Consider the following 25,791-nt stretch of genomic DNA (forward strand, 5'->3'; position numbering starts at 1 on the left):
TTGTCACATTTGGCATTCCCTCCACTTTCAAAGCACCACATTTCCGGTTTTCAGCAGACCCGCGCAGCATTTCCCCAGGTCGCCAGCCCGTCGCCGTGGATCGTGGTGCCCAGCTAACTCCCAGCTACTCCTCGGCAGCGTCCCGCCGACGCTTCCACCGCCTGTACAGAATCAGTAGCAACACCACCAGCACGATCAGTGCTACGAGGATCATCCACCAGCTGATGCCCAGGCCGGTGACGCGCGGTTCGGGGGCGTCGGGATCGAGTGGCACGCGAATAGCGTGGACGAGCAGCCTGTCGGTGTTGAGTCCGTAGGGGGTGCAGGTGATGAGCGTGAGGCGGTCCTCCCCTGGTTGGTAGCGTACGGCCTGGTACTGGTCCGGTTTCACGACTTCGCGGTCGACCATTTGGTAGCGCAGCCGCTGCCCCATCACGTCTATATAGATGTCTTGGCCTGCTTTGAGGGTTGGGAGGGCGTCGAACATGGCGGCGTTGACCATGCCGGTGTGGGCAGTGATGACGGCGTTGGTGCCGTCGCCGCCGACGGGGAGGGTGGAGCCAAACATGTGGCCTGCGCCGTCGTAGAGGACGTGGGGTGCGGTGGTGTGGTAGACGGGCAGATCGACGCCGATGTCGGGGATGCGGATGCGCGTCATGATGCCCCCGGAGCCTGGCAGGTTGAGTTGTGCCATGTAGTCGGGCATGTCGGGGTCGTTTGGGGCGGGTGGGCGTGCGTGCGTGCCTGTAGCGAGGAGGCGTTGGTTGTAGTCGCGGGCGCGGGCGAGTTGGGCGTCGCGTTCTTCGGCGCTGAGGTTGGTGGTGTGTTCGCTGTAGGCGTCGGCTTGGCGGCGGAGTTGTTCGTTGGTGGCGAGTGTGGCCACGATTGGGTAGAGCAGCAGGAGCGCGCCGAGGATCAGCCCGATGAGCGAGATGAGGTTCCCGGCGCGTTTGCGGTTGGGTTGGCTCACTGTTCGTTCTCGTCTTCTTTTCGACGCGCCAGCAACCATCCCGCAACGATCAAGGCGAGGGCGAGCAGTGCGAGCCAGATGACGTTGGCGCCTGTGTAGGCGAGGACTTGGTCGACGCGGCCGCGCGGCCCGTCCTGCGAGGGCTGCCCCTCAGTTGTTGGTGTTGGTGTCTTCGGCGAGGTCCCCTGCGGGCCCGCAGGCGACGGTCCAGCCGGGCCCGATGAGCCTGCTTGCTCTGGCAACCCTGGCAGCAGCGGTATCAGCGGCAACAGGCCAAGCAGGCCCCACAGCCAGCGGCGGTCCCCCTTGGAGGAGCCCTGCTGCGCGGGTGCCTCGATGAGCACGTCGGCGTGGGTGGCCTCCACGGTGACGTGGTTGCGTTCGGGGTCCATGCCGTTGGTGGTCAGGGTGGCGTCGGCACCTGCGGTGCCTGCCGCGGTGGCGCGTGCGTGTTGCTCCAGCGTGACGGTGGTGCTGGCGTCAGTGGCGCGGGCGCGCGCGAGTTTGGCCAGGCCAGACTTGGTCAAGACTGCGCGCAGGCGGTTGCCCTCGCGGTGGAAGGTGACATCGCCCGGGCCGAGCGCCACCCCGTTGATGCGCACCGCGGGCTCCGCAGAGAACTCCAGGTTTCCGGCGAGCGTGAGGATGAGCTCGTAGTGGCTGATGGTGCCGTCGTCAGACGGGTTGGGCGCCACCCCGCGCACGGTAAAGGTGACGTCCTCATCGGGGTGGACGCGCTGGCGGTTGGCCTCAAGCACCACGCTCAAATGCTGGGCTTTCGGCTCCACGGTGCGTGCGGACCCCTCCGTCACGGGTACCACGAAGGGCGCGAAGAAGACGTGCGACGCCGCCTTCGCCTCACTGTCGCCCAGCGTGAACAGGTACGCGCCGGGTTGCAGGCCGTCGAGGGTGACGCGGCCGCCGCTGGTGCGCGCGGTGGCCACTTCGACGAACGCGTCGGGCTGCGTGCGCAGCAGTCGTGGCACGTCGAGGGAGGCCAGCGCCTCGCGCCCGGCCTGGGTGCTCATGTCGACCGTGGTGATGCGGGAGGCGGTGACGGTGCGCTCCCCGATGGTGTCCAGGCCGTCGACGCCTGCGGCGGCGCGTAGGTCCACCGTGACGCTGCCCGGTGACGCAGCCACCGCAGCGGGCGGCCCGAAAACGGGCATGCCGACGCCGGCAACGCCGACCGTTACGGCCAGCGCCACCGCCATCGCAGTCCCTGGGTTGCTCACCGCTGTCCTACTTATGCCTTGCGGGAGCGCAGCTGGTAAACAGCGCCGCCGCCGAAGAGCACCACGCCGAGCGCCAGGATGATGAGCATGGTGCGCTCACCGGTTGCTGGCAGGCGGCCGAACAGGTTGTCCTTCACGTTGTTGACGCTGCCGGTGAGTGTCTTCGTGGCTTCGTCGTAGGTGAGTGGCTGTGGCTCTGGGTTGTTCAGGTAACCGGGCACGCCCTTGGTTTCTACTGCGCAGTAGTCGGCGAACGTGTTGTTCTTCTTGGTCAGGTTGAGGCCCTTGGCCTTCGCCAGGGCGGCACCGGCGTGCTCGCCGTCGGCGACGGTCTGGTTGGCGGTCAGGGTCGTTCCGGGCTTGCCGTCAATGACGACGCGCTGCGCGGTGGTGCCTTGTTCGACCTTCCAGGAGCCGTCGTTCTGCTTGGTGCAGGTAAAGATCTGGAACTGGGCGCCGGCGCCGTTCTTTTCGCCGTCCTTGGCCTGCTTGTTCAGCAGCTTGGTCACCTCAACATTGGCGAAGTTCAGCGTCGTTGCGCCGCCGTCCGGGTCGTCGGTTGGGGTGGTGTTGTGCGGCTTCTCGTCGTTGGAGTAGTACACCTGCGCGGTGTTGTCGATCGTGCCGTTCGCGGGCAGGTCGACCAGCGTCGCGTCGAACTCGGTGCGCACGGTCAGGCCGGGGTGCGCGGCGCGCAGGTCGCGCAGCTTCTGCAGGCCTTTCTCGGTGAACGTCACGTCAATGGTGTTTCCGCCTGCGTCGGCCACGGTGTAGTGCGTGCCCGCAGCCAGCGTCTCCGGGGCCTTGTCGTTGGCGGACTTCAGCACCTGCACCTGCACGGGGTGCTCGGCCTGGCTCCACTTGAGGTTCGCCGACAGCGTATCGACGACCCTCAGCTGGTCACCTTCCGGGTTCGGGCCGAATGCTGGGATGGGGGCGTCGATACGGTAGCGGGCCTTGTCACCAAGGGTGGTGTTTTCGCTGATGAGCGACTTCTTCGGCTCGAGGATCTGGTTCTTCGGGCTGATGGTGCGCTCGTACTTCGCCTCGCCGTTCTCGAATACTGGGAGGGTGAGCAGGAACGGGGTTGCCACGGAGTGCTTCGCGCCTTCGGCGCGCAGCTCGGTGACGCGGAAGAGACCCACGCCGAGGTCCGTGAACACGGCCTCGCCGTCAGCGTTCGTGGCGACTTCCTTCGCCGTGAACTTCGGGTCCGCCGACAGATCGGCAACCTTCTTCTCGCCGGCAGTGGCGACGTCTTCCCAGCCCTGCGCGGTGTTCAGCGGCGCGATATCAGCGATACGCTCGACCTTGAAGGTGACGTCCTTGATCGTCTTCATGCCGTCGAGGCTGCCGCCCTCACCGATCGGCTCGCCCTCGTACTTCTTGATGGTCAGCTTGGTGGCGTGGTTGACGTCGACCTGCGCCTGGGCGACGGCGGCTGGCATCGTCGCAACGATGGAGGCGCCCACCGGCCCGACGAACGCGACCGCGGCCGCGGTTGATACTGCAAGTGCTGTGCGAGAAATGATGTGTTTCATGGTGTCTAACTTTCTGTTGTTGGAGTTGTTGAGGTTGAAGTCTGTGTAAGGAAGCGTCGGGCGCTGAAGCCGAAGATCAGCAGCCCAAGGAGCAGAATCCACACGAGTGTAGTGCTGCCGGTATCGGGCAACAACCAGCCGATGGTCGACGGCACGCGCAGCGCCCCGTACGTGGATTCGGCGCTAACCATCCCGAGGGTGCCCGTAGCCGCCTGCAGCGTTGCGGTGCCGCGGTGACGGAACGTGCCCTCCGCAGGGATGTCCACTGTGATGGTGCACGTGGCGGTCTGGCCCGGGGCCAGCGCGGCGCGTGTTGCCTCGCACGCGGCGGCGGGGATGGTGCCCTGCTCCCCAATGGTCTGCGGGCCCGCGGGGGTGTGCACCGTCATGCCTGCCAGGGCTGGGTCGCGAAGCACCATGTTGGACAGGTCGAACTGGCCGGAGTTGGTCAGCTCGTACGTGATGTCCATGGTGGTCGCGTTGTCGGGCAGCAGGGCGGTGTCAGCAACGCTGGTGACGCTGGACAGCGGGGTGCCCGCGATGCGCTTGCTCAGGGCCACGCTGGCGAACTTGTTCAGTGCGGTCGCGGTCCAGGCGTCACCGGCGCGGCGGGTGTCGGTGGCATCGGGGGCGAGCACCTTGAATCCGACCGCTGGCATACCCAGCTCGGTGAGGTAGCCCTCCCCCAGCTTGGCGCCCTGGGAGGTCAACGCGAACGTGTATGTGCCTTCCGCCTGTTGTTCCTCCACGGTGCACTCGCTGTTGACGGGCACCCCACGCAGCAAGTGGGTCTGACCACTGCGGAGATCGAAGGGGTCGCGCTGGCCGTCGCCGCAGTTCGCGGTGAACGTATAGACGCCGTCGGCCTCCGGGGCGCCCGCGGCCCGCTTGATGAAGGCAACGTCCACCGTGGCGCGCGGGTGGTGCGCCTGCACGCCAACGACCACCGCCGGGTCCACCGCCGCGTCGGCATCCGGTGCGTCCGCGGGGACGGCCACGGAGTACTCGTACTCCTTTGCGCGCACGTCCTGCGGCGCGACCTCGTCGACTGTGGCCGCAGGGCCCTTGTATGCGCCCCGCTCCCAGGCAGCAAAGCCCAGGTATGGGCGCCGGTCACCAGCGGCAACCTCCACCTCACCGCGGGCGCTCAAGGCTCCTGCGGAATCCATGGTCAGGCTGCAGGAAGTGCCCGCAGGCACCTCGAAGGTGCGAAGCCCGGTGACCGGGACGGCATCCTCGCGCGGCAGTGGGCGCTCAGGCACGTCCGCCAGGCCGAACTGCACACGCCCGGTGGACAAAGTGGCGTCGCCGTCCTTGCACACCAGCTGGCCGGTATAGCCTGCGGGGTCCGCGCCGTCGAGGTACCCGGTTTGGCGCATCGCTACCTGCAGGTTGGTGGTGCGGCGGCTCACCTGGTTCACCAGGTGCAGCTGTGCGCCGTTCGCCGTGACGTCCGCTTCGGCGCTGGGCTGCGCGGTGGTCACGCTCAGTTGCGCGGGCACGTTCTCCATCGCGATTTCGCGCAGGCTGCAGTGCGCGCCGACGGGCACCGCAGCGCCCGCGCTCCCGGCAGAGACGTAGCGCAGCCCGCCGTCCACCGCGGTGAAGTCAGCCGGCGTCAGATGCAGGGGCACGCCGGGGACGTCGGTTAGCTCGGTGCCAAGCGCCCGGCACTGCAGCGCGAAGCGCATCGTATTCGCCTCGCTGAGCAGCCGCAGGTCCGCGGGTGCGCCCTCGACGTCCTTGCGCAGGGTCAGCGGCGCGGTCTGGTAGGCGTAGCGGCTCGTCGCACGCACCGCGTTCTGCGCGGCGTCTTCCTCCACCACAAACGCTGGCGACAGCGCCACGGCGTTGGACTGCTCGAGTGGCTTGCCGGTGGCGAGCGTCGCGTCACCCCGGCTCACCGACCAGTCCACCGACTCCGGCACCACCGTCGCCTGCAGCGGACCGTCCTGCGTATCCGCCTGCAGATGCAGCGGCGCATACCCACCGAGCTCCACTGTGCAGGCCGCACCCACAGGCACGCCGTGAACGGTAACCGTGCCCTCTCCGTCCACGGTGGCGCTGCGCCGTAGCAGCTCGGCGTCGCCGTCGCGGCACACCACCGTCACCGGGTGTGCGGGTAGTACCGCGTCGAGCGTGTTGCCCGCGGCCTCGTACGCCGCACGCGCCTGACCAGGCAACTCGACCCCCGTCTGCACCGTGGCATCAGTGACGTGGCGGGAGAACGTATTCACGAACTCCACCTTGTTGCCCGCCTTCGCGATAGTAAACGTGTTGCCCGCCTTGCCATCAACGGTGGTGGTGGCCGCCATGTGGATGCCCGGCTCCGGGGTCAGCGGGTTCTCGGCAACGGTGCAGCTACTGCCAACCACCAGGTCATCCTGGGTAATCACCACGCCGTTGCGCACCGACGCCTGCAAGGAAGCGCCCGGGGTGCCGTCGGGCAGCACACAGCGTAGCGACGCCGGATACTCCCTCTGCAGCCACGCCTCCTGCTTCGCGGGCGCGATGAGGTGCTTCGTCGCCGGATCGAACTGGACGTTCTTCACGCCGGTGATGGTGGCCCGCTGGTAGGCGAACTCGTCCTCCATCGCCAGGGTGGCGCGCTCCCCGACCGTGAACGCTACGCCCGGCGCCAGCTCGGTGGCCTGCTCGCCGCCCGGCGCGTAGTGGCCCACGGTGGTGTGCGTGATCGGGTATCGAACGCCCTGGCTGTTGGTGCGCTCAGTGTCCAGCAGGGTGCGTCGTTCCAGGGTGCACTGGGTGCCCGCCGGGATCTCGGCGGCGGTGAAGGAGCGCTGGGCGCCGTCGACAAGCTGGAAGGCTGCCTGGAACGTACCGCACGTCAATTGATAATCGACGCCCACCTTCGGGTACAGCGCCTGCTCCCCGGTGTAGCGCTGCGTGATGGTCAGCCCGTTGCCGGTCGGGGTGAACGTGTTGTTCACCGTAGCCGTGTTGGTCGGGGCGGTGATGGTCAGCGTCGCGTTGTCCACGTCGGTGTCCCAGTTCACGCCGCCGGGCAGCTGCGGGCGATCCTCAGTGAAGGTACAGGTGTTGCCGTAGGGGACGCGCATGGTGCCGCCGGGGCCGTCGTCGACACGCGGGTCCCCGACCTTCAGCGTGACCGGCGCGCCGGGGGCGACCGTTGCGGCGCCCTCGAGCTTGACCGCTGTGACCTGCCCATTGGCGACGACGTTTCGGCTACCGCACGCGAAGTTGAACGTGTAATTCCCCGGCAGACCGCGCACGCCGTTCGCGGTGACCGCCTTAGCGAGCTGCGCGGTGCCGTACTTGTAGTCGTAGGCACGGTTGATGGTGAACGCCTCTGCCTTGCCGTCACCGACGGTCAGCGTCTGCGGTTCCACGGACGTGTTCTGCAGCTCATAGGTCTGATTCGGTCCGTCTTCAGGTGCGGGCGTCGGCGTCTGTGGAGTGAGCGTACAGGTTGACCCCACCGGGATGTCCCGGATCAGGGCGTGCCCATCCTGCACGGTGAGGGTGCCTTCGCGCTTAGTGGCGTCGGGGGCCGTGCAGGTGTAGGCGGCGGCGAAGCCCTGCCGCGTCACGGCCGGGAGCGTCGCCGCGGGGCCAGTGAGCACCTGGTGTACCTCTACCTGTTCGGTGCGGTAGTCGTAGGTGCTGCGGATCTCCACGGGAACGGTCGGCTGCGTGCCATCTGCTGGCAGTCGGAGCGTCAACCCGTCCTGCTGCTGGGTCGCACCGGTGGCGTCCCTGCTGGTCAGTGTGAGGTACTTCTGCTGCTCAGCCGTGAGCCCTTCGACGGGGCGCAGCACGCAGTCCTGCCCGCGTGGCACGTTGTCCAGGGTTGCCGGGGCGTCGCCACGCACGGTCACCCGGCGCGCGGGCGCGTTCGTGGCTGGGCAGCTGAGCTCAAACGTGAACGCTTGGTTCTGCAGCGCAGGCGTCGCCGCCGGGCCCTGCACCAGGTGGCGCAGCTGCAGCGTCGCTGTCCGCGCGGTGTACTGGTTGTCCGCCTCAACAGGCAGCTTGTCAGCCAGCGTCACCTTCTTCTCGACGCCCCCTTGATTCGGCACACCGTGCTGCACACCATCCCACTGCAGGTCTAGGTCAGCGCCAGACACCACAGGAGGCGCGGTTTCCTTCAGGGTGCACGTGGCGCCGGCTGGCAGGCCGTCGACAAGCTGGGGGCTGCCGGGTGTGACCTCTCGGGACCCGCTGAGCTTCACGTCCGGGTACGCGACCTGGAACCCTGCCGGGGCCGCGCACGCGTAGGCGATGGTGAACTTCTTGCCGGCGAGCTCCGCGTAGTTGCTCGCCGTGCCGGTGACGCGCTTGTTCAGCTCCAGCGATGCCGGTGCGAAATGGGACTTCCAGTGCACGTTGCAGTTAATTTCGCGGTTCTGCTTGTTCGTGAACTGCACCTCCGCGCTGCCCTCGGCGCGGTTCTCCTTAAACCAGATGCCCAGGCTCTCCGCCTCCGCCCGGCTTAGCGGCGCACCGTCGTGGGTCAGGCGCGTCGGCGCGTCCCCGGCCTTGGCACCGGGCTCGTAGATGAAGGTATCCGTATCACCGTCGGCGGAAATCGCGCTGCAGGTCCACTCCGGCGAGTAGCGCAGGAACGCCAGCTCCTTGCCACTCATCGTCGACTGCAACCCGACCGTATCTTCGGGCACGCCGTCCGCGTTCAGGCGGCGCAGCACCGGCGTGGTGCTCGAACCACCGACGGGCTCAATCCAGTTGCGATGCTGCCCGTCCTGGGTGAAAATCCTGGTCACCGGCTTGTCCGCAGCGCCGGTGAATGCCTGCTGCGCCACCGTGTCCGCGGTGCCCAGCTCCTTGCCGGTCTGAGTAGAGATGCGGTTCAGCGCAATCGCCATCGCGAACGCCTGGTTGCCGCGCGGGTCCGGGTTTCTCGCGTTGCCACCCGAGTTCGACGCAATGCCGATCTCAAACTCCGTCGGCGAATCCAACCCCACCAGGAAGGTGCCGTAGGTGCCGCCGGCATCGTTATCGCAAATGAAGTCGCGCTTCTTGCCGCCCATGTTGGCCCACTGCCACTGATTCCTCTCGACGCCCGCCCCGAACGTCTTACGGCACGCCTCGTAACTGCCCTTCGGCGTCAGCTTAATTGGCGGGTTCACCGTGCCCGTGCCGCCCGAGTTCGAGATGTCCACACTGATCATCTCGCCACCAAGCACACTGCCTGTGGACTCGGCGTCCGCGACCATCATGCGAAACGACGGCAGCGGCTGCCCACGGTACGTAAACTTCACGTCCCGAAACGACAACCTCACGAAGCGGTTCCTCTCCGTCTGGAAGATGTCATTCGCGGTAGCGCCCGCCTCAGCGACGAAGAATGACTGGCCCGCAATCTGGTTACCGAACGCCGCACGGTTCCACGGCGGCTGCTGCCCCGCCGACAAGCTCCCCTTGTTCGACCCGGCCCCCGTATCCGAGGCCTCCACCGTAACGGTGTACGTCAGGGTGTAATCCCCGAAGTGCTTCGTCACATTGTGTGTGCCCGGCTTCGCGATATCCGACGCATCAATCCAGCACATCTGGTTCGCCCACTTCTTGGCGTCCCCATCCGCCTTACGGAAGGAGCAGTCCCCAATGTTGACGCGACTGTTGGCGTCAGCTGCACTCGCGGTACTTTGGCCTCCGAGCACCGTCACCAGCGCGAGCAGCATGAACACGATTACTGCCGCTGTGGCTCGTCGCAGCCGAGGCGGTTCGCCAAGTACTGGCCAACCCGCTGTTGTCATGAAACCGCCCTTTTGCTGCCCTAGCTTCCATTGAAGCTTTTATGGATGTAAAACACCGCAATGGTACCGCCCGCAAGGAGAGAACAGCAATACTTACCGGAGTGTAAGAAACCCCAGGTTAATAGGGGTGGACATTTGCTTTTGGAGTGGGCACACTATGAGGCACTCCACTCTACCTTGCTGAGCTTTCTTCCCCTTTTCCTGAAGGACCCCATTGGGTCTTCCTCTTGGGAATAAACATACTGCCCAACAGGCTCAAGAACCCGAGAATCCCCATGCCCGTTGCAAATGGAGTTCGATCAAGCAGCTCAAGAATTACTGCCACAGCCAAAAACAAAACCGCTAGGCAGACAAACATCCACTGTCCTCTTCTCACCGCTCTGCCCTCTTCACGGATTGATTCGGCTAGAGCGTAGTTGACTGCGGCGTTGGACCTTGTCGCTTCATTCGCCGCGCCAGCAGAGTCCTCTGCCATTGCGACAATTCTGTGTGCTAAACCAGCTTCGACCTCTTCGTAAGCTTGAAGCTCACTAGGATGAGGCAAAGGAGCAACTCGCATCACGCTCACGAGATCATGCGTGACCCCGTTACTAACCTGATCTAGCACCTCGGCTTCTAAAACATCATCTTGTTTTGAGCGTCTATCGCCTGCCGCAGTGCCTGCCCCGTTTGCTTCCACGCTTTCTCCAGGTTTTCCGCTGGATCGTCGATACGTGCTTCCCGAATTATCCGACCGTCGCTGGAGCGAGCTATCACCCTGCCATGGGCCATGTTATTCATCGTTCGAGTGCTCATTAGCCATCCCCCTCCTTCTCCTGGTAAAGAACGTTTATTGTCCCATAGCCGTTACACTATGAGAATTATGCCATCAGCATCCCGTTTTGACAGGTAAGCACAGGCGACATCAGCCTCCACCGTCCACGCACCAAATTCCTCAATTTGCCCCATCAAGGCCGACGTTTCACCAGCTCACAATACTCGAGGCACATACGGAATGTGGCCCTAGACCAGCTTCCTCCCGCAGGCTCGAGGCACCTCAACGATTAACTCTCAAACCGCCGGTCCGCCCGCTTTAGCCATTAATCCCACAGCTACTCCGCGCAGAAGCCGCCTTCTGCATTATTTTGTTAGCAGCGCGGCTTTGCCTAACCAACTTTGGCTAACGGACGGGCTACCCATGCTAAAGTGTTCGCCTAGCGGGCACATGCCAGGCGCATGTGCATCCATCCTTGAGGCCCCCATTCTTTGGGGGCCTCTTGCGTTACACCTTTATTGAAAGCCCGGCTTAGGGGCATTACTCCCATCTGCAATTCTGTTCACAAAATCTCGACTCCGCGCGTGATGACTATCCTTACCCCAGGAATTGAGCCCTAGGAGCCTTAAGGCACATCGCGCTGAAATCCCGCCAATCCACGCCCCCATGGTGCCCAGCCAACTCACAGATCCCCCACAAACGCACCCAACAGAAAAGCAGCAACGGAAAGTCCTCCCTTTCCGTTGCTGCCTCCCAGATAGGCCTACTCCCTAGTCCCCGATCTGATCACGACCACGCTTCACGATCAGCGGATCCGGCGTCCCCACTACGTCATGATCCTTGTTCGTGTATTCGAACTTGCTCAGGATGTAGCGCATCGCGTTAAGGCGAGCGCGCTTCTTGTCGTTCGACTTGATGGTGATCCACGGCGACTCGTCGGTGTCCGTGTAGCGGAACTGCTCTTCCTTCGCGTTGGTGTAGTCGTCCCACTTGTCCAGGGATGCGAGGTCCATCGGCGAGAGCTTCCACTGGCGAACCGGGTCCACCTGGCGGATGGCGAAGCGGGTGCGCTGCTCCTTCTGTGTCACGGAGAACCAGAACTTGGTCAGCGAGATGCCGGAGCCCAGGATCATGTTCTCGAGCATCGGCACTTCGCGGAGGAACTCAGCGTGTTGGGATTCGGTGCAGAACCCCATGACGCGTTCGACGCCGGAGCGGTTGTACCAGGAGCGGTCGAAGAACACGATTTCGCCGGCGGCCGGGAAGTGTTGGATGTAGCGCTGGAAGTACCAGGAGGTGGATTCGCGCGGGCTCGGCTTTTCAAGGGCGACGGTGCGCGCACCACGCGGGTTGAGGTGCTCGTTGAAGCGCTTGATGGTGCCGCCCTTACCTGCTGCGTCACGACCCTCAAAAATAATGATGTGGCGCTGACCAGTGTCTTTGGTCCAGTTCTGCCACTTCAATAGCTCGATTTGGAGGGCACGCTTTTGCTCTTCGTATTCGTGCCTGCTGAGGCGTTCTTCGTAGGGGTAGTTTTCGCGCCAGGTTTCGATTGGCGTCCCGTCCGGCATGAGCAGCGCCGGGTCATCTTCATCAGTGTCGTCGACGATCCAGCCTTCTACGGCGGCGAGGTCGATCATTGGGAGTTCGTCATCCTTGTGGTCAGCCATGTATTTAGCTTAACCCCATTGCCCCCGTATCGGCGCTGTTTGTTGGTTTTTATTTATCGACGCCACCCCCGTTTTCCCACGCCCTCCTAACGAGAAAACCCCGCCACGTTTGTGGCGGGGTTTGTATCAGGGGTCTTAGGAAACCAGACCGATCAGCTTGACGATAGCGTCGGCAGCGTCGCCGAGCTTGCCCAGAATGGTGAGCAGAGCGCCTGCGATGTGGTTATCGGAAGAAAGCAGCTCCCAGTTCTCCAAAGCCTTCATGGATTTATCTCCTCTGTAAGTATTTCGATCAGATTGAAAAGGTGGATGTGCTACTTAGCGTTCTTGATGGCAGCAGCCTGCTCGAAGGTCCTGCCGACCTTGTCGGGATCGCCGAGGTTGCCAAAGCGAATCAGGATGTCCGGCACAACGCGGAACAGCTTAACGATTGCGGATGCGAAGGTGTTGAAGTCCTTCAGCGCGTCGGTGATGACTGCGAGATCCATACTTACCCCTTACAGGTTGTGACACGGTGGGCGTTCGCCCGAGTATCTGAATTTCTTATTCTCGACCCCCTGCTGGGGTGTCTTAGTGGCTAATTTTGCACGTATTTTTAGCTCACGTCAAGGCTTTGAAAATGATTCACCTCACATTAGGGGCACCCGCTGCATGTACCTTACATGCATAACACATCCACAAACTTTCAAGTAAGTTTCCCCAGCACATTCCCCAAAAGTATAAATACTACTTAAGCTGCAGAAACACGTTTATACAGGTGACTGCGAACTATTCTTCTACCGTTTCTTTGAGTTTCCTGCATAAAAGCGACACTCGGACCTTTGTTTCGCGGTCCCGTATTTCTGAAAGTTTGCTGAGCGTGGTCCGTTGCGGCTAAAGCGCTCACCCACCAATAAGAAGCGTTCGGCATTAGCGAACGTTCGGTAAAGCCGAACGCCCCCCCGGCTAACGGACAACGGACCTGCGCAACGTGCCACGCACTCTAGCTTTCAAATGACGACACCAGTGCTTCCATCATGAGCCCTGTACCGCGCTACGAGAGTGGCAGCACTATTCGTTTCGAGGTACCTAATGAGTGCGACGCTGGACGGCGGAGACCAGCCCGGAACACCCAAACCGAGCCCCGCAAACACCCACCTTGAAACTACACAGATTTCTATATAGTTTTTAGGTATGGAGACTTTATCTATCACTGAAGCGTCCCGCCGCGGCATCTCGGGGCTTGTTTCTTCTGTTGAGGAGCACACCCGCGTTGCCCTGTCACGTCACGGAAAGGTCGTGGCCGAACTTGTTGACGCCAACGAGCTGGAACAGCTTTTCCGCGACCGCGAAACACTTCAGGACGCAACATTGGCGCTGGTTCGCGTCGCCACCGACACAGGCAACCGCACAGATCTCGACGAAGTCATCGAGCAATTAGGGTTTTCTCGCTCGGAGCTAGAGGCCGAGCTAGAGGCCGAACTTCGCAGCCACAAAGCGTAGCTATGCAGCACAATTTACCTCGTGCAAGAGTCCGTCTCATTGACGACGCCATCAACGATTTGGAAACCCTCCAGCGCAAAGATCCGCAAATTGTCCGCGAGGTTTTGAAAAAGATGTTGCTGCTGGAACGAGCGCCTGATGCAGGTGAACCATTACTCGGCGGTCTAGTCGGATTTCGCAAGCTCATAGTGGGTAACAGACATTACCGCATCGTATGGCGTGTTTGTACTGACAACAACCACGTGCCAGTTCTCGAAATCGCTGAAGTGTGGGCTGCCGGTGCCCGCGCAGATAGTGCTGTGTACGAAGAAGTGACGAAGCGTTTCAAACAACTGAAGCACTCCGAGAAGCTTTCCACTCACCCGCTGAACGAAGTTGTTGCAATCTTGGGACGACGCTACACCGACGTGGAGCCCCACCCAGAGCCAAATCCCCCAGAGGAGCTTCCCAAGTGGCTGTCACAGGCCCTCGCAACTGAACTCCACTTTCCCCAGGAAGAGATATCTGCGCTGGACAAGGAACAGGCCCAGCGACTGCTCACAGAACACTGGTCAAAGCCAAAAGAGAGTTAACGCCCCAATCCTGTCAAGGCCTCAAAGGAGTGCGACATTGGTCAGCGAGGACCCGTCCTAGAGATCCCAAACGCTCAAATAGCACAGCCCCACCCCCCATCACGCCATATACCGCTCAATCCCCTTCACCAATAACAGAAGATGCAACGGCTGCCCCGGCATCTCCTGAAAACCAGCGTGCTGCATGTAGAACTTCTTCGCCCGCTCGTCCAGCGCGTGCACAACTACCGCCACGGCACCGACCTTAACGGCAACGGTAAAACAGCGCTCCAACGCATCACGCAGCAGCGCCTTGCCGACACCTTTCCCCTGAGCATCCTGGTCAACCGCAAGCCGTGCGAGGATGATCACCGGGATGGGATCGAGCCGTCCTTTCGCAAAACGCTCCGGCGCAGCCTTAGCGACGATACCCCCAGTACACACCGCGTAGAAGCCAGCGACCCGCTCATTCCACGTCGATATATACACCGCACAGTTGTTGGCACGCTGGTTTTGCATCGCGTAGCGGTGAAACCACGTATCAAGCGACGCCTCCCCGCACCGAAACTCGGACCGATTATCCGACTTCTCCAACCGACGGGGCGGCTGCAGAATCCCTTCAGCTTCCAAAGCTGAACTCCTTGCCAAAAGGAGTCTCCTCAGCGAAAAGCGTACCTAGCCGTGAAAAGTCGGCAGGCTGAGCAAGCAACTCCTCCACACGAGAAAAATCATCCATTCCCAACACGAAGAGCCTCTGATCAGCAAGCACCCTGGCAGCGCGCTCAACAGCGCTCTCCAGCACGAACTGCGACACCGAGGAATTCGTCACCTCCGCCGCACGCCGCAGGCACTCCTCCTGCACTGACGATGTGCGCAGATTCAGCCGTCTATCCTTCACAGCCATTTCAACCTCCCAAAAACCTTGTACCCACAATGTACACACACAAGAAGATGAGGACAAGACTCAGAACTTCGGAGTCGGCATCGCCATGGGTGCAGGGCAAGCTAATTGACGACGCCACCACCGCCCTTATGCGGTGCAGTTAGTCCGAACCAGAAAGGTCCAACACCACCATCCCGAAGAACACAATCGCTTCAGAGCGTGGCCTCCCATAAGCCCTTAAAAGGCATGTTCAGACTCCCCGATGTCTCCCTTAAAAACAAGCACCCCGAGGGACCTTGACGCAGCTAAAAGCAATCCTTTTAGCGCCGGTAGCCTCGGGGCTAACGTCCTTTGATAATACCAGAGCCTCAAGCAATTGCTGATTGAAACCACACACGCACGTATGCCATTCGCAGAGAATTGGATGCCCGTCTACTCAGTAAGCTCGCTGACCACACCCAGATCAAGAATCCAACTGACTGATGCTTCTGAGGTATTCGATGATTTGGTCAGCACCGTCTTCCCAGTTCTGGATTCGGGGGCCAGGGACGTCCCGGTTGTAGCGTTGGTTGTAAATGAAGGTGTGGAAGCCCATGCGTTCGAGGCTTTCGATGTTGTCGGGCGAGTCGTCGACGTAGCAGTGGGCACCGACGGAGTCTTTGAGTCCTGTGAAGCAGAGGGACATGTATGGAATGCCGGCGTCGTCAAGCCAGGCTGCAGTGTCCGAGACGATCTTGCTGTGGCTGGACCCGAAGATGAGGCGGTGGGTGACTACCCTGATGTGTGCTCCGGCGTCGGAGATCTTCTTCATTGCTTCTGAAACGCCCGGGATCACGGGCAAATCGCGGTAAAGCCCTGCCTTCACAGCGCGCTGGTGTGCATCCAAGTAATCGCGGGTGGATTCAAAGCCCCATCCGGCTTTGCCCAGGTTATATACCTCGGGTTCGGGCAGCGTTGCGGGATCAATACCCCGCTCTTCCGCGAGGAATCTCCGGAGGCCGGCAGTGTAGTCGGCGCATACGCCGTCGAGATCGAGCCCGACGATTGCTCTGCCTGTAAAACTATTGGTCATCGTTTTCTAGTTCTTTCTGTAGTGTGCTTTTCGACGCAATTTCTTCAGCCTGTTTCTGCAGGTCTTTCAGGTACTCTTTCGTATCAAATCTGTGCCCGTGGAACCAAGCGTACCGATCCGTGAGGTACTCGCAGTCCCAAGCGCCGGTCTCCATCACCGAGACCGACTCCCTCATAAGGGTTTCTTCTTTCCGCACGGAACGGATAATGGTGTCTACGTTCTTGTACTCCTGGGAGCAAAACTTCGTATACCTGTAAACCCATTGGGTCGAGGCCGCCAAATAGTACGCTACAGGCAGAAGGAAGAGTGCCTGCACCCAAATCGCATGATCCGGCATCACGGCTTGGACGCCCGGGGAAATCAGTAATACGAGCGACATGGCCGCAGACCAAGCGACGTGCACCTTGGGAATTGACCACATGTGTTTGGATACTTGGTGGGTACCAGTTGTAAACCACAAAACACCAAAAAGCGCCAAAAGAATTGCGTAACTGTCCAATGCAATACCTACTGCACTGAACAAGCTTGCATCGTCTTCATCGTTGTTCGACGCCGCCACGTGCCAGGTAAAGAAGAAGCTCAGAAGCAAACTGATCCATACAAGGATATTCGCCAAAAGCGGCGACAACCCTGGCTGAGGAGCGAGCCAGACCTGCAAGTACGCAAGTGTGCGCTGCGGAGACGTATTCGACAAATGGACCCGGGACTGTGACGTACGCGAAGTACCGTGGGGAGATTCCTTGCCCATCCGGCTGTAGAATTCATCAACGGGCCGCGGATCGTTGTGGCACGCCCCACCGCCTAGATTGACGCCTTTCACGCAAGGACTGTTCACCTCAACCTGTCCCGTAGCTTCCTCAACGCGAGCTGCAGTTCCGCCGTCATCGCTGTGTTCCACGAGCGACGCGTTGACGAGTCCAATCAGGCGCACCACCGTTGAATTCTCGGGAGGCTCGATTTCAATGTGTGTGCTTCTAGCAGACAGCGTGGAATACGCCAGCGTAACCTTGGTCACCCACTGTATTCTCTTGAGCGAATATGGCCACAGGGTTCGCTGTGGGAGCCTGTCTGGTGAAACTTCTACACAATCTTCTTCTTCCCACACTTTGTAAACGTCATGGAAGATTGCAGGCTTTCTGCCGTTCGTATCTCCAACGTCGCCGTCTTCTTCTGGGTTGAAGCTAGATTCTTCGGCATCGCACACCAGTTTTGCGGTGCAACGCTTTGGGGTGAAGGCGTTCTTGCTATCCGATCGCTCCCAAAGCTTCTCTGCCGGTGCGACTACCGTGAACAGATACGAAAGCGAGGTCGTCGACAAGAGGCAGCCGAGGAGCTCGATTTGCTCGAGCACAACACTGTTTTGCCGATTGTTTTCGATCGCCAGCATTAACGCGAGGGCTAGGCAGTGAACGCCCAGCGACGAATCCAAAACATCGGTGGATTCCCCCTGCTCGCTCTCGACGACTTTTCCTCCAACGGTAATTTGGCCCGCATTTAACCGCCATAGTGAGAGTTGCACCGGCTCCAGGGATGACTGGTTGCGGATCAATGACGCTGATAAGGCGAGTGTCGCAAAAAGGTGATGCCGGTGGGTATCTTGAACCCTTCGCACGGTATCGGTGAAGTACGCCGTTCGGTCCGTTCTTGAGCTGTAGATGATGTCCGCGATGCCGTGGTTGATGAGTCGTTTAAGCTCACCTAGCCCAAGGTGTCCCACAACGGGCTTAAGGTAGTCCGAAAGGTTCAATTCCTGAGCCACCAGGCGCATTGCCTGATACGTGAGCCCTCCGTTCGGACCAAACTCGAGGGACGAAACGGGCTCTCCCGCCAGCGAAATATCCAAGTTGATCAGCATCCCTTTACGCAAGAACGTTAAAGGCACGACTGCTTGCTCGGTCGAATCACCGTAGTACATCGCTTTTGAATGAGGGAGCTCAAAGTCAAAGCTCAGGCGGCGACGGGTTTGGCCATTGGTGATGAGCTGCATGGTTTCCACCCGGCGCTTGACCCAATTCCAGTCCGTGATCAGTGGGAGAATTGCAGCACCCAACGCGTCGTCGTCGGCCGGGGGCTCATACACAGAGCTCGCCCGAGGGCCTGTTTTCTGGTCGGTCGACTGGTTGAGCTCGTGGTTCGTTACCGCTGCGGTCTTTCGCACCTGATCATCAATGATCGACTGCAGAAAAGTTATGGATTCGTCTTTGTTGGCGGTACCCGAGGGATGCATTGTCTGGTATCTCTATCTGTCCGTTTCGTGGCAATACGTCAAATAGATTAGCAGTGCTGTGAGAGGAATTTTCGGCGATTGCGCAGCACTTTCTGACGGAGTACCACAACACGAAGCTGCTCCTCAGCGATCGCAGCGTTCCGCGCAAAGCCCGCAGGTTGTGTCGGCGCTCTCCTGGACAACCTCCAGGTTTGGAAATGGATATAGCCATTCACGAAAAAACGAAAGCGACGCAGGTTACGGTGATACCTGCGCCGCTATTGAGGAGAAACTTGGCGTAACGCCTTACACCTACATCATCTGGCGCCTACCCAACGCAGCACCGAGGAGTATCAGCATACTGCTCAGCACAAGCGGCGCCTGCAAACCGTAGCCTCCAGTCTTGGGCAGGTTGCCCTGACGAACGTTTGCGACCTGAAGGTACGCGGTTGCATCTGCTGGTTGGTTTGGCCGCTTTGTCCAAAGGCCGGCGTCAGCAAGTTCAGAGGTCCAGGTGTCACCTCGAGCTACTTGTACAACATAGCCACGTTCGTCATTAACGATCTTGAACCTGACCGGAGCGGCCAGCAGCGTGTAGGGTTGTCCGTCCTCGGCAATCGGAGACTGTGTCTCCACGAGATAATACTCCGTACCCGGTACCAACTGTGTGTCCGTCCGGTAGGACTTGGTCGATTCATCCCACTCGACGGGCAGTGTCGTCGGACCTGTCGGCGTTTCACGGACCACAAACTTGGCACCTTTCAGTGCAGTGGCGGTGTCAGAGGCATCCACTTTTTGGAGCTGGAGACGAACCATTTCCTCCACCTCCTCAGTGTTACTTACGGTACAGGTCACGGTGGCCAGGTGGCCGTCTTCCGTTGCCGGAATTCCAACCTTAAAGCCGGTTTCACCGTCGTTTTTCACATCCGCAGCCTTGGCCTCTTCACCTTTCAGCTTCTGCGTACACACCGCGTTCTTGCCACCACGCTGGTACAAACGGTACGGCTCTTGCTGGGTCTCGGCGATTGCGACCTCCACTGGACGCTCTGAGTGAATCGGCCATACGGCATTCGCCTGATCATCGGGGACGTTACCTTCGGAGGTTGCACCTTCCTTGACGGAAGTGAGCTGCTGATCCGCAAAGCGTGTGCGGCCATCCTGCAAACCGACGACAGGTGCGTCGCTGGAAATTGAAAACTCCCAGTCCTTCACATTGTTGCGCAGCGGATTTCCGGAGGCATCGACAATCTGCTTCTTCACGATAACTTTGCCCTCACACAGCTGGGATACCTCCTCGCCGAGCTTTTTGAGCTCACCTGTCAACTGACCGTAGCTGTTCAGACGGACCGTGTCGTTAGGGCCCGAAATATCTTCGCCCATCGACTTCACGGTGCGGAGACCATGCGTGAGGTTTTCGATTCCCCACTGTGTATCATTCACGTATTCTTTGCCGTCCAGTCGCGGAGGCCTTTCTTTTCCGCTCTTTTCCCGGCCATCATCAAGATTGTGCATAAACCGGAACAGCCGTTGGTCTGAGTTTCCCTGCTTGAGCCCTTCCTCAATGTTGACCAAGATGTCTTGGTTGGGGTATTTTGCAGTGCTTCCGACTTGCAACCCCGTAGCAGTCCTGTATGAGTATCGATTCTTAGCAGTTTCTGCGTAATCCTTGAGGTTCTTAAGTACGTAGTCTCGCTCAACCACAAATTCTCGGTTCTTACCGAGCCGCAGGTCGACCATCAGAGGCACTACCCGGGTACCGTTACTTTTCAGTTCATCTGCAGCAATCACTGCCCTGTTCAGCGAAGTCTCCTGAACAAACGCGCCGTAGTTTTTTCCGTCACGCTTGTGCTCCAGGAGCGAATTCTGCCAGTCCGAATTGTCACTGGTTGGCATGCCGTCGGTGATGAAGTAGACGACGTCATAGTTGCCGTCTTTAACAGCTCGAAGACCTGCTTCCCAGTTGGTCGCAGCACCAACCGACCCCGACCTCCAGCTATCAATAGCAGTCGTGATTTGGGGGTTCAGTTCGCCGTTGGGTCCATCGACAGGTTGCGGCCCACCGCTATTGTTCGCAGCGCGGTCGGCGAAAGAATAGATACCGACCTCAGTCGGTGTACCCTGCAAGGACTTCGCCAGTTGCTTGGCTGCGCTCTTGCTGGCGTCAAAGCCGTTGTAATCTGCGTAGCTCAGCGATGTCGAAAGGTCTGCCACGATTGCGATCTTGAGGCCGCATTTCTTCGGCATCGGCGGATTGGGGTATGTCGAAGAGATCAGCTGCCCTTTGGGCGCTTCACTAGGAACGGTTGGCTTTGGCGCGTCTTCTGCAGGCGATCCGAAAACCGTGACTGTTGATTCAACGGCTCGCGGTCTTGAAGGGTACTTGGCAGTCGCTGCAATCTTGGCGTCCTTCGGCACCTTCGCCGACGGTAGGCGCTTCCCCGTAGCCACTGATACCGGGTACACCTCATAAACCACTTCATCAGCGGTCGCTGAGATGACGCGCTTCTCCAGCTTGACGCCATCTTCGATGCGGTCGACGGTCACGTCGTAGCGCTCGATCGCTAGGGGACTATTCGGTGCACGTACCCGCACGTACGCACGCTCAAAGTTAGAATCCTGGAGGAACTCTCCGGTTGACACAAAGGGATTATCCCCTGTGACACCCAGGTCCTTGACCAGGACGCCTTCGCCTTCAAGCCGGAATTTATCCGACGGAGCAGGCGTAAATATACCCTGCCCCCAGACCTGGACGCCGTATTGACCGTTGGGCGGGCCGGTGAGAGTCAGCTTGATGGTGTCGCCACTCTTGATCTTCAGATCATCCACTTCGGGTACGAGGCGGAATTCGGTGTCGTACGACTTCTCTTGCGCATTTTTGTTCCAGAACCGCTGGTTCAGAACATCTGGGTTCGCGCCTTTACCGACGGTCGTGAAGTTATAGGTCTTGGACACCACCTCACCGCCGTCGCGAATGACCCGAATGGTTACAGGACCTTCGATGTTTTTAGTGTTCGAGTCATTGCGCGTTTTCTTTACAGCAAAACGAGTCAGACGGTAGATCTTTTCCGTCCCACCAACCTTAAACGTCAGTTGCGGATTGTTGTTGACCCATTCGGTATTCAGGCCACTAACGTTTAGCAATGTGTCTGGGTAACCAGGAATCGTGGCTACTGCACGGTTCTGCCCCACTGACTGATCCGGAGCCTCCTCCGCCGGGCGCCCCTTGCCATAACCAGACTCCGCAAGCTGCGCCTCAGACGGCACCTCATTGCTATTAGCGATCGCGTACTCGCCAACACCCACTGTGCGGACCTCGATCTCGACAACCATCGGCGGAATCGTGTGCAGGGCGTTCAGGTTGAACGCGACAAAACCGCCGTCAACGGAGTTCACGAAGCCGTAGTCGTAAGGCTCGAGTTTGCGGCCGTCAGCGGTCACGGACAGGACTTCCTTGATCTCGCCCTTGCCCTCACGCTGCAGCGCGAAAATGTTTTCCTTCGACGCCTTGCCGCCGAACTCCCATGCGTCGCCCTCGGGGTCGTTGACCACGATGCGGTCAATGTCGCCCTTGCGCTCGACGGTCACGGGGTTCGCGGTGGCCGGGGCCTCTGCTGGTTTCGAAGCAGATGCAGAGGCCGAATTAGAGGCCGACGCTGCGGCCGGCGCCGAAGGCGTGGCGGAGGACGACGGTGTGTCGTCGTCCATCCACGAGTAGGTGGGCAGGCCGGCGTCGTCGGTAGTGATGTCGGAGACCGCCGTGGTCTCCTCCGCCTGCACGGCCGGGTACGCCCCCAAGCCGGCGGCCAACGCCACCGAGGCAACTACGGCAGCAAGTCCACGGGCACGGTGCCGAGCAGGAGATCCTGCTGGTTTGATAAAGTTTCGCATCTTTCTTTCCCTACTTCCGCTTTACCGTGTCTCGTTCTTGCTTCGCCGCGCCAGGAACAACCCCAGCACAATTAACAGTCCGCCAAGTCCTGCGGCCCACAGCACGTTCGCACCGGTGGACGCCAGCGACCCGCGCTCGCCCTCAGGCACCGCACGTGGGTGGGTGACGGTGGTAACCACGCCGTTCGGTTTCGTAGTCACGATTGTCGACGGCACCGTGGTCGTCACCGTTGTCGGGGTGCCACCGGGAGGGGTGGTGGTGTAGGTGGTGCGGATGGTGGTGCTCACCCGCGGGGGTGTCGACGTCGTCGTCTTCGTCGTGGTCGCCGTGTTGCCGGGCTTCGTCGGCGTGGTTGATGGCGGCTCCGAGGGCTCCCACGGTGGTGGGGTGCCGTAGCTCTTGTCCCACTTCATCACCAGGACGTTCTCGTACTCGTAGCGGATGCCGCGCTCGTCCGGCAGCGGCAGGATGAGCAGTTTCGGGCTGCTCAGGTGGTACTCGTACTTCGTGTCCGGGGCGGACTCCTCCACCAGGTACAGGCCCGGGGTGAGGTTGTCGAAGAGGACTTCGCCGCGCTGGTTCGTCGCCTTCGTCTCGACGACGTCCAGGCCGCGCGATCGGGCGTCGTCAAGCGTGGTTTTCTTAGCCACGTTGCGGCCTTGCTCCGTGGTGATGTCGATGCCCCGCACCTTCGATAAGGTGAACTTCGCACCGGCGATGGCTGGAGGCTTCTGGCCTGCCGGCACCTCATCGTACGGGTTGGTGCCCTGCTTCTTCAGCAGCAACTGGATCGGCTTACTCTTGTCGATGCTCGCCGGGTTCAGGTTGGCGTCATTACCGCTGATTGGGCGCACGTCAGCCACCGCGGGCGTAAACGCACCCGCGGCGAGCATCGTGGCTGCACCACACGCTGCCAATAGTTGGGACAAGCGCATTAGGACAGAACCTCCTCGTTCACAGCGCCGGAACGGTCGCTCTTCTTCTTTTCGCGGTACACCCACCAGATCAGCGCCAGCAGGATCAGCAGGGACACCCCGCCGAGGGCCCACATCCACCACTGCAGGGTGGAGGTGGAGTCGTCGAGGACGCTGGCCTCGTCTGGGTCCATGGGTACTCGCTCCGCGTGGACGAGCAACCGGTGCGTATTGATGCCGTACGGCGTACAGGTGATCAACGTCAGCAGGTCGCGCTCGGGGTCGGCGCGCAGGCTGTCGGTCTCATCCGGCAGGACAATTTCGATGTCGTACACCTTGTACTTCATGCGCTCGCCAAACGTGGATACATAGATGGCGTCGCCGACTTTGATGTCGGAAAGGTTGTCGAACAGGGTGGACGTCGTCAAGCCTGTGTGACCCGTGATGACCGAGTGGAACCCCTTGCCACCTGTGGGAAGCGCCGACCCGTACAGGTGACCGAGACCCTTCTGCAGGGTGTCTTCCGCCGTGCCGTGGAAAACGGGCAGGCGTAGGTCAATCGCCGGAATCGCGATCTGCGACATCGCCGACACACCCTCCAGCTGACGCTCGTACTCCTTGTAATCAGCGTTGTCTTCGCTGATGCGGGCGAGCCACGGGTCGAGGATCGGCCCGTCGGTGTGCGCCTCGTTGTACGCCTTCGCGGCTTCGAATGCCGTATTTACTTCTTCGACTGGTGTTTGTTGCAGTTCTTCCTCGTAGAGCTTCGCTACCTGCTCCTGCACCCGGTTGTTCCACTGCGTCGCAATGACCGGGTACATGAGCACCGCAATGCCCACCAGCACCAGGATGACCGGCAGCGCCATACGCTGGTAGAACGATTGCTGCGCCGGCTCCCGCCGATGCTTCGCCTTCACCTCTGTTGCCACCGCGTCTTCCTTTCATCCAGAACGCCTTATCGACGTCCCCTTCTTTCCAAAACTGGGGCGGGAATTTCAAGCCGTCCCGCCGACCGGCCATCCCCTGCGGGGCAGGTTGTCGCCCCGCAGAGTCTCCTACATCACGTACCGATTACGCAGTGCGGGAGTTACGACGTGCCGTGTAGACACCGCCGCCGATGATCGCGAGACCCGCCAGGGCCACGATCAAAATACCCATGCCACCGGTGGCCGGGAGGGTCGGCGTGGTCTTCTTCAGGTTGTCGACAACGGCGCCGTTAGCGATCTCGTTCGAGTCAGCTACAGCCTCGAATGCGGTCTTACCTGTATTGAGCTTGTTGGTCGTTTCCTTCGTCAGCACGATCTCGCGGACCGCTGCCTTGCCCTTCGGAGTCTCGTAGCCCTTAGGAGCCTTGGTCTCCTTGATGCAGTAATTAGCTACAGTCTCAGTTGGCGCGGCGTTATTGACCCAGTCAGTCACGTGGAGGCCCGGGAAGGTCAAGTTGCCATCTGCGTTAGTAACGCCAGTTTGGATGGCGGCACCTTCGAGGTCGTCCTTGTTGGCATTGCACTTGCCGATCTGGAACTCGGCACCAGCAAGTGGCTGGTTCTCCTTGCCATCAACCTCGCCACGCTTGTACACAGAGATGTCACCGACGTAGGTCACAACCTTGTCATGTGGCGTCTGCTTTGGCTCATCATCCTTCTGTGCCTTCGGGTCGTGGAAGATGAAGGTCTGGTTCACCGAGTTCTCAATACCCTTCGAAGCAGTGTCATCCTTCAACATCGTCGCCTTCACAGTGACGCGGACGATGTCACCAGGCTGCAGGTCTGCTTCCTTGGGGTTAACCGTGACGCTGAAGGTCTGGTTAGCCCCAGCTGCAATGTTCGAGTTGTTCAGTTGCGGATCGAGCGCCTGAACCTCAGATGGAGTGTACTTGTCGATCTTGGTCTTATCCTCACCACGAACACGTTCAACGCTCACGATAAAGCCATCGTTCCACTGAAGCTCAGCGTTATTCGAAGCATCGGTAAGGGTGATGTTCTTCAGCTCGCGACCTTCCGGAGCAGCCGGGACGACTCCGTCCAGGGTGTACTCAACTACAGCGTTCTCTGCTGGACGTGCACCGAGGAAGCCAGGCTTGCCAGACTCGCCGGCACCGTCGCTCTTGGTGTTCTTATCCTGATCAACGACGGTCTTGCTGACCTTCGCCATCGAGTTCTTCGGGTAGACGTGAACGTCGCGGTTCCAACCGTCACCCTTTGGGGTAGTCATCGGCAGGAACACAATGAACGGCTGGCCAAGAACGTACGTCTCGGTTTCAGGGGACTTAACCTCAGGTGCGCTTACTTCCTCAACAAGGTAAGCGCCTACCGGCATACCTTCCCAGGAGATTTTGCCGTCACCATCAGTTGTGCCCTCGTAAAGGTTTCCCTCGAGACCACGCTTTTTAGCACCTGCAACGTCGCGATCATTTGCCAACTTGGCAATGTCATTAAAGATCGCCTGGTCGGTGATGTCGCCATTGATCTTCTGCGCGGTGAACTTCACACCTGGCAATGGCTTGCCAGAGGCGTCTTTATCGGTTTCACCGGTAGCGTTACGAAGCTCGGTCGGGTTCACCATCTTATGGATCGTCAGCTTGGCCGGTGCATCACCAATCGTGCCGGCATCCAGGACATCCGTCGCCACAGCTGGCTCATTATTCATCGTCTGCGCCATCGCGTCCTGCGCCGCGATGCCGGCGGAGCCAGCGAAGGTCAGGCCTGCTGCGATTGCGATCGCGGCGGTTTTCTTGAGGGCAATTGCCATTTGGTTTCCTTCCAAAAGAGGTTGCTCGGGGCCCTCAGTGCACTTCAAGAAGATTCGGTTCTTGCGCACACGTCAGTGGCCCAACTCTGGGAACACCCCAAATCTACCCCCCCCCCCCCC

18 protein-coding genes are annotated in these 25,791 nt (G+C 60.3%); 2 read left to right on the plus strand and 16 right to left on the minus strand.

Going from position 1 to position 25,791, the window contains the following annotated elements:
- Positions 1-124: 124 nt before the first annotated feature.
- The 8 genes from HMPREF3170_RS04860 to HMPREF3170_RS11710 all read right to left on the minus strand — a co-directional run bounded on the left by HMPREF3170_RS04860 (position 125) and on the right by HMPREF3170_RS11710 (position 12,411).
- Positions 125-970: a class C sortase gene (locus HMPREF3170_RS04860; protein ID WP_246814917.1), complete on the minus strand. Its 846-nt coding sequence runs from the start codon at positions 968-970 to the stop codon at positions 125-127.
- Positions 967-2,205 (minus strand): LPXTG cell wall anchor domain-containing protein, encoded by a 1,239-nt coding sequence (locus tag HMPREF3170_RS04865; protein ID WP_141742203.1) that lies wholly within the window; start codon positions 2,203-2,205, stop codon positions 967-969. Before HMPREF3170_RS04865 ends, HMPREF3170_RS04860 begins: the two co-directional genes overlap by 4 nt.
- An 11-nt stretch (positions 2,206-2,216) precedes the next feature.
- Complete coding sequence (locus tag HMPREF3170_RS04870; RefSeq protein ID WP_070478162.1) at positions 2,217-3,746, minus strand: SpaH/EbpB family LPXTG-anchored major pilin; 1,530 nt, start codon at positions 3,744-3,746, stop codon at positions 2,217-2,219.
- A 5-nt stretch (positions 3,747-3,751) separates the two neighbouring features.
- Positions 3,752-9,499: a CshA/CshB family fibrillar adhesin-related protein gene (locus HMPREF3170_RS04875; protein ID WP_070478163.1), complete on the minus strand. Its 5,748-nt coding sequence runs from the start codon at positions 9,497-9,499 to the stop codon at positions 3,752-3,754.
- A 172-nt stretch (positions 9,500-9,671) separates the two neighbouring features.
- On the minus strand, positions 9,672-10,178 hold the full coding sequence (locus HMPREF3170_RS04880; RefSeq protein ID WP_141742204.1) for a DUF2335 domain-containing protein: 507 nt from the start codon (positions 10,176-10,178) through the stop codon (positions 9,672-9,674).
- An 845-nt stretch (positions 10,179-11,023) separates the two neighbouring features.
- Positions 11,024-11,923 carry a polyphosphate kinase 2 gene (gene ppk2 / locus HMPREF3170_RS04890; protein ID WP_070478171.1) on the minus strand — a complete coding sequence of 300 codons (900 nt, stop codon included), beginning with the start codon at positions 11,921-11,923 and terminating at the stop codon, positions 11,024-11,026.
- Positions 11,924-12,058: 135 nt separating this feature from the next.
- Positions 12,059-12,187: a hypothetical protein gene (locus HMPREF3170_RS12035; RefSeq protein WP_256365840.1), complete on the minus strand. Its 129-nt coding sequence runs from the start codon at positions 12,185-12,187 to the stop codon at positions 12,059-12,061.
- 50 nt (positions 12,188-12,237) lie between these two features.
- The gene (locus tag HMPREF3170_RS11710) at positions 12,238-12,411 is read right to left on the minus strand and encodes a hypothetical protein (RefSeq protein WP_168161622.1); all 174 of its coding nucleotides are present in this window, start codon (positions 12,409-12,411) and stop codon (positions 12,238-12,240) included.
- A 685-nt stretch (positions 12,412-13,096) separates the two neighbouring features.
- On the opposite strand from HMPREF3170_RS11710, the gene HMPREF3170_RS04895 reads away from it, so the two are divergent.
- Positions 13,097-13,405, plus strand: a complete 309-nt coding sequence (locus HMPREF3170_RS04895; protein ID WP_070478173.1) for a type II toxin-antitoxin system Phd/YefM family antitoxin — start codon at positions 13,097-13,099, stop codon at positions 13,403-13,405.
- Between the two features lie 2 nt (positions 13,406-13,407).
- Complete coding sequence (locus HMPREF3170_RS04900) at positions 13,408-13,977, plus strand: type II toxin-antitoxin system RelE family toxin (protein WP_070478174.1); 570 nt, start codon at positions 13,408-13,410, stop codon at positions 13,975-13,977.
- A 99-nt stretch (positions 13,978-14,076) separates the two neighbouring features.
- On the opposite strand, the gene HMPREF3170_RS04905 is transcribed toward HMPREF3170_RS04900, so the two are convergent.
- From HMPREF3170_RS04905 to HMPREF3170_RS04940, 8 genes are all read right to left on the minus strand, one after another.
- Positions 14,077-14,586 (minus strand): GNAT family N-acetyltransferase, encoded by a 510-nt coding sequence (locus tag HMPREF3170_RS04905; protein ID WP_070478176.1) that lies wholly within the window; start codon positions 14,584-14,586, stop codon positions 14,077-14,079.
- On the minus strand, positions 14,576-14,860 hold the full coding sequence (locus HMPREF3170_RS04910; protein WP_070361871.1) for a type II toxin-antitoxin system TacA family antitoxin: 285 nt from the start codon (positions 14,858-14,860) through the stop codon (positions 14,576-14,578). The genes HMPREF3170_RS04905 and HMPREF3170_RS04910 overlap by 11 nt, the downstream gene beginning before the upstream one ends.
- A 442-nt stretch (positions 14,861-15,302) precedes the next feature.
- Positions 15,303-15,911: a 5' nucleotidase, NT5C type gene (locus HMPREF3170_RS04915; RefSeq protein WP_070478182.1), complete on the minus strand. Its 609-nt coding sequence runs from the start codon at positions 15,909-15,911 to the stop codon at positions 15,303-15,305.
- Entirely contained in the window at positions 15,901-18,138 is a 2,238-nt protein-coding gene (locus HMPREF3170_RS04920) for a hypothetical protein (protein WP_070478185.1), read from the minus strand. The genes HMPREF3170_RS04915 and HMPREF3170_RS04920 overlap by 11 nt, the downstream gene beginning before the upstream one ends.
- Positions 18,139-18,429: 291 nt before the next feature.
- Positions 18,430-22,005 (minus strand): VWA domain-containing protein, encoded by a 3,576-nt coding sequence (locus HMPREF3170_RS04925; protein ID WP_070478187.1) that lies wholly within the window; start codon positions 22,003-22,005, stop codon positions 18,430-18,432.
- Positions 22,006-22,026: 21 nt separating this feature from the next.
- A complete protein-coding gene (locus HMPREF3170_RS04930) occupies positions 22,027-22,941 on the minus strand; it encodes a SpaA isopeptide-forming pilin-related protein (RefSeq protein ID WP_070478189.1) in 915 nt (304 codons plus the stop codon).
- Positions 22,941-23,849, minus strand: a complete 909-nt coding sequence (locus HMPREF3170_RS04935) for a class C sortase (protein WP_246814918.1) — start codon at positions 23,847-23,849, stop codon at positions 22,941-22,943. Before HMPREF3170_RS04935 ends, HMPREF3170_RS04930 begins: the two co-directional genes overlap by 1 nt.
- Before the next feature lie 142 nt (positions 23,850-23,991).
- Complete coding sequence (locus tag HMPREF3170_RS04940; RefSeq protein WP_070478191.1) at positions 23,992-25,671, minus strand: SpaH/EbpB family LPXTG-anchored major pilin; 1,680 nt, start codon at positions 25,669-25,671, stop codon at positions 23,992-23,994.
- Positions 25,672-25,791: the final 120 nt, after the last annotated feature.

The organism is Corynebacterium sp. HMSC08D02 (assembly GCF_001807505.1).
Lineage (GTDB): Bacteria > Actinomycetota > Actinomycetes > Mycobacteriales > Mycobacteriaceae > Corynebacterium > Corynebacterium pseudogenitalium.

Bases quoted from the DNA above. Each gene is read 5' to 3' on its own strand.
- HMPREF3170_RS04870 (WP_070478162.1), bottom strand. From the start codon at position 3,746: ATGAAACACATCATTTCTCGCACAGCACTTGCAGTATCAACCGCGGCC.
- HMPREF3170_RS04875 (WP_070478163.1), bottom strand. From the start codon at position 9,499: ATGACAACAGCGGGTTGGCCAGTACTTGGCGAACCGCCTCGGCTGCGA.
- ppk2 (WP_070478171.1), bottom strand. From the start codon at position 11,923: ATGGCTGACCACAAGGATGACGAACTCCCAATGATCGACCTCGCCGCC.
- HMPREF3170_RS12035 (WP_256365840.1), bottom strand. From the start codon at position 12,187: ATGAAGGCTTTGGAGAACTGGGAGCTGCTTTCTTCCGATAACCACATC.
- HMPREF3170_RS11710 (WP_168161622.1), bottom strand. From the start codon at position 12,411: ATGGATCTCGCAGTCATCACCGACGCGCTGAAGGACTTCAACACCTTC.
- HMPREF3170_RS04895 (WP_070478173.1), top strand. From the start codon at position 13,097: ATGGAGACTTTATCTATCACTGAAGCGTCCCGCCGCGGCATCTCGGGG.
- HMPREF3170_RS04900 (WP_070478174.1), top strand. From the start codon at position 13,408: ATGCAGCACAATTTACCTCGTGCAAGAGTCCGTCTCATTGACGACGCC.
- HMPREF3170_RS04910 (WP_070361871.1), bottom strand. From the start codon at position 14,860: ATGGCTGTGAAGGATAGACGGCTGAATCTGCGCACATCGTCAGTGCAG.
- HMPREF3170_RS04915 (WP_070478182.1), bottom strand. From the start codon at position 15,911: ATGACCAATAGTTTTACAGGCAGAGCAATCGTCGGGCTCGATCTCGAC.
- HMPREF3170_RS04920 (WP_070478185.1), bottom strand. From the start codon at position 18,138: ATGCATCCCTCGGGTACCGCCAACAAAGACGAATCCATAACTTTTCTG.
- HMPREF3170_RS04925 (WP_070478187.1), bottom strand. From the start codon at position 22,005: ATGCGAAACTTTATCAAACCAGCAGGATCTCCTGCTCGGCACCGTGCC.
- HMPREF3170_RS04930 (WP_070478189.1), bottom strand. From the start codon at position 22,941: ATGCGCTTGTCCCAACTATTGGCAGCGTGTGGTGCAGCCACGATGCTC.
- HMPREF3170_RS04940 (WP_070478191.1), bottom strand. From the start codon at position 25,671: ATGGCAATTGCCCTCAAGAAAACCGCCGCGATCGCAATCGCAGCAGGC.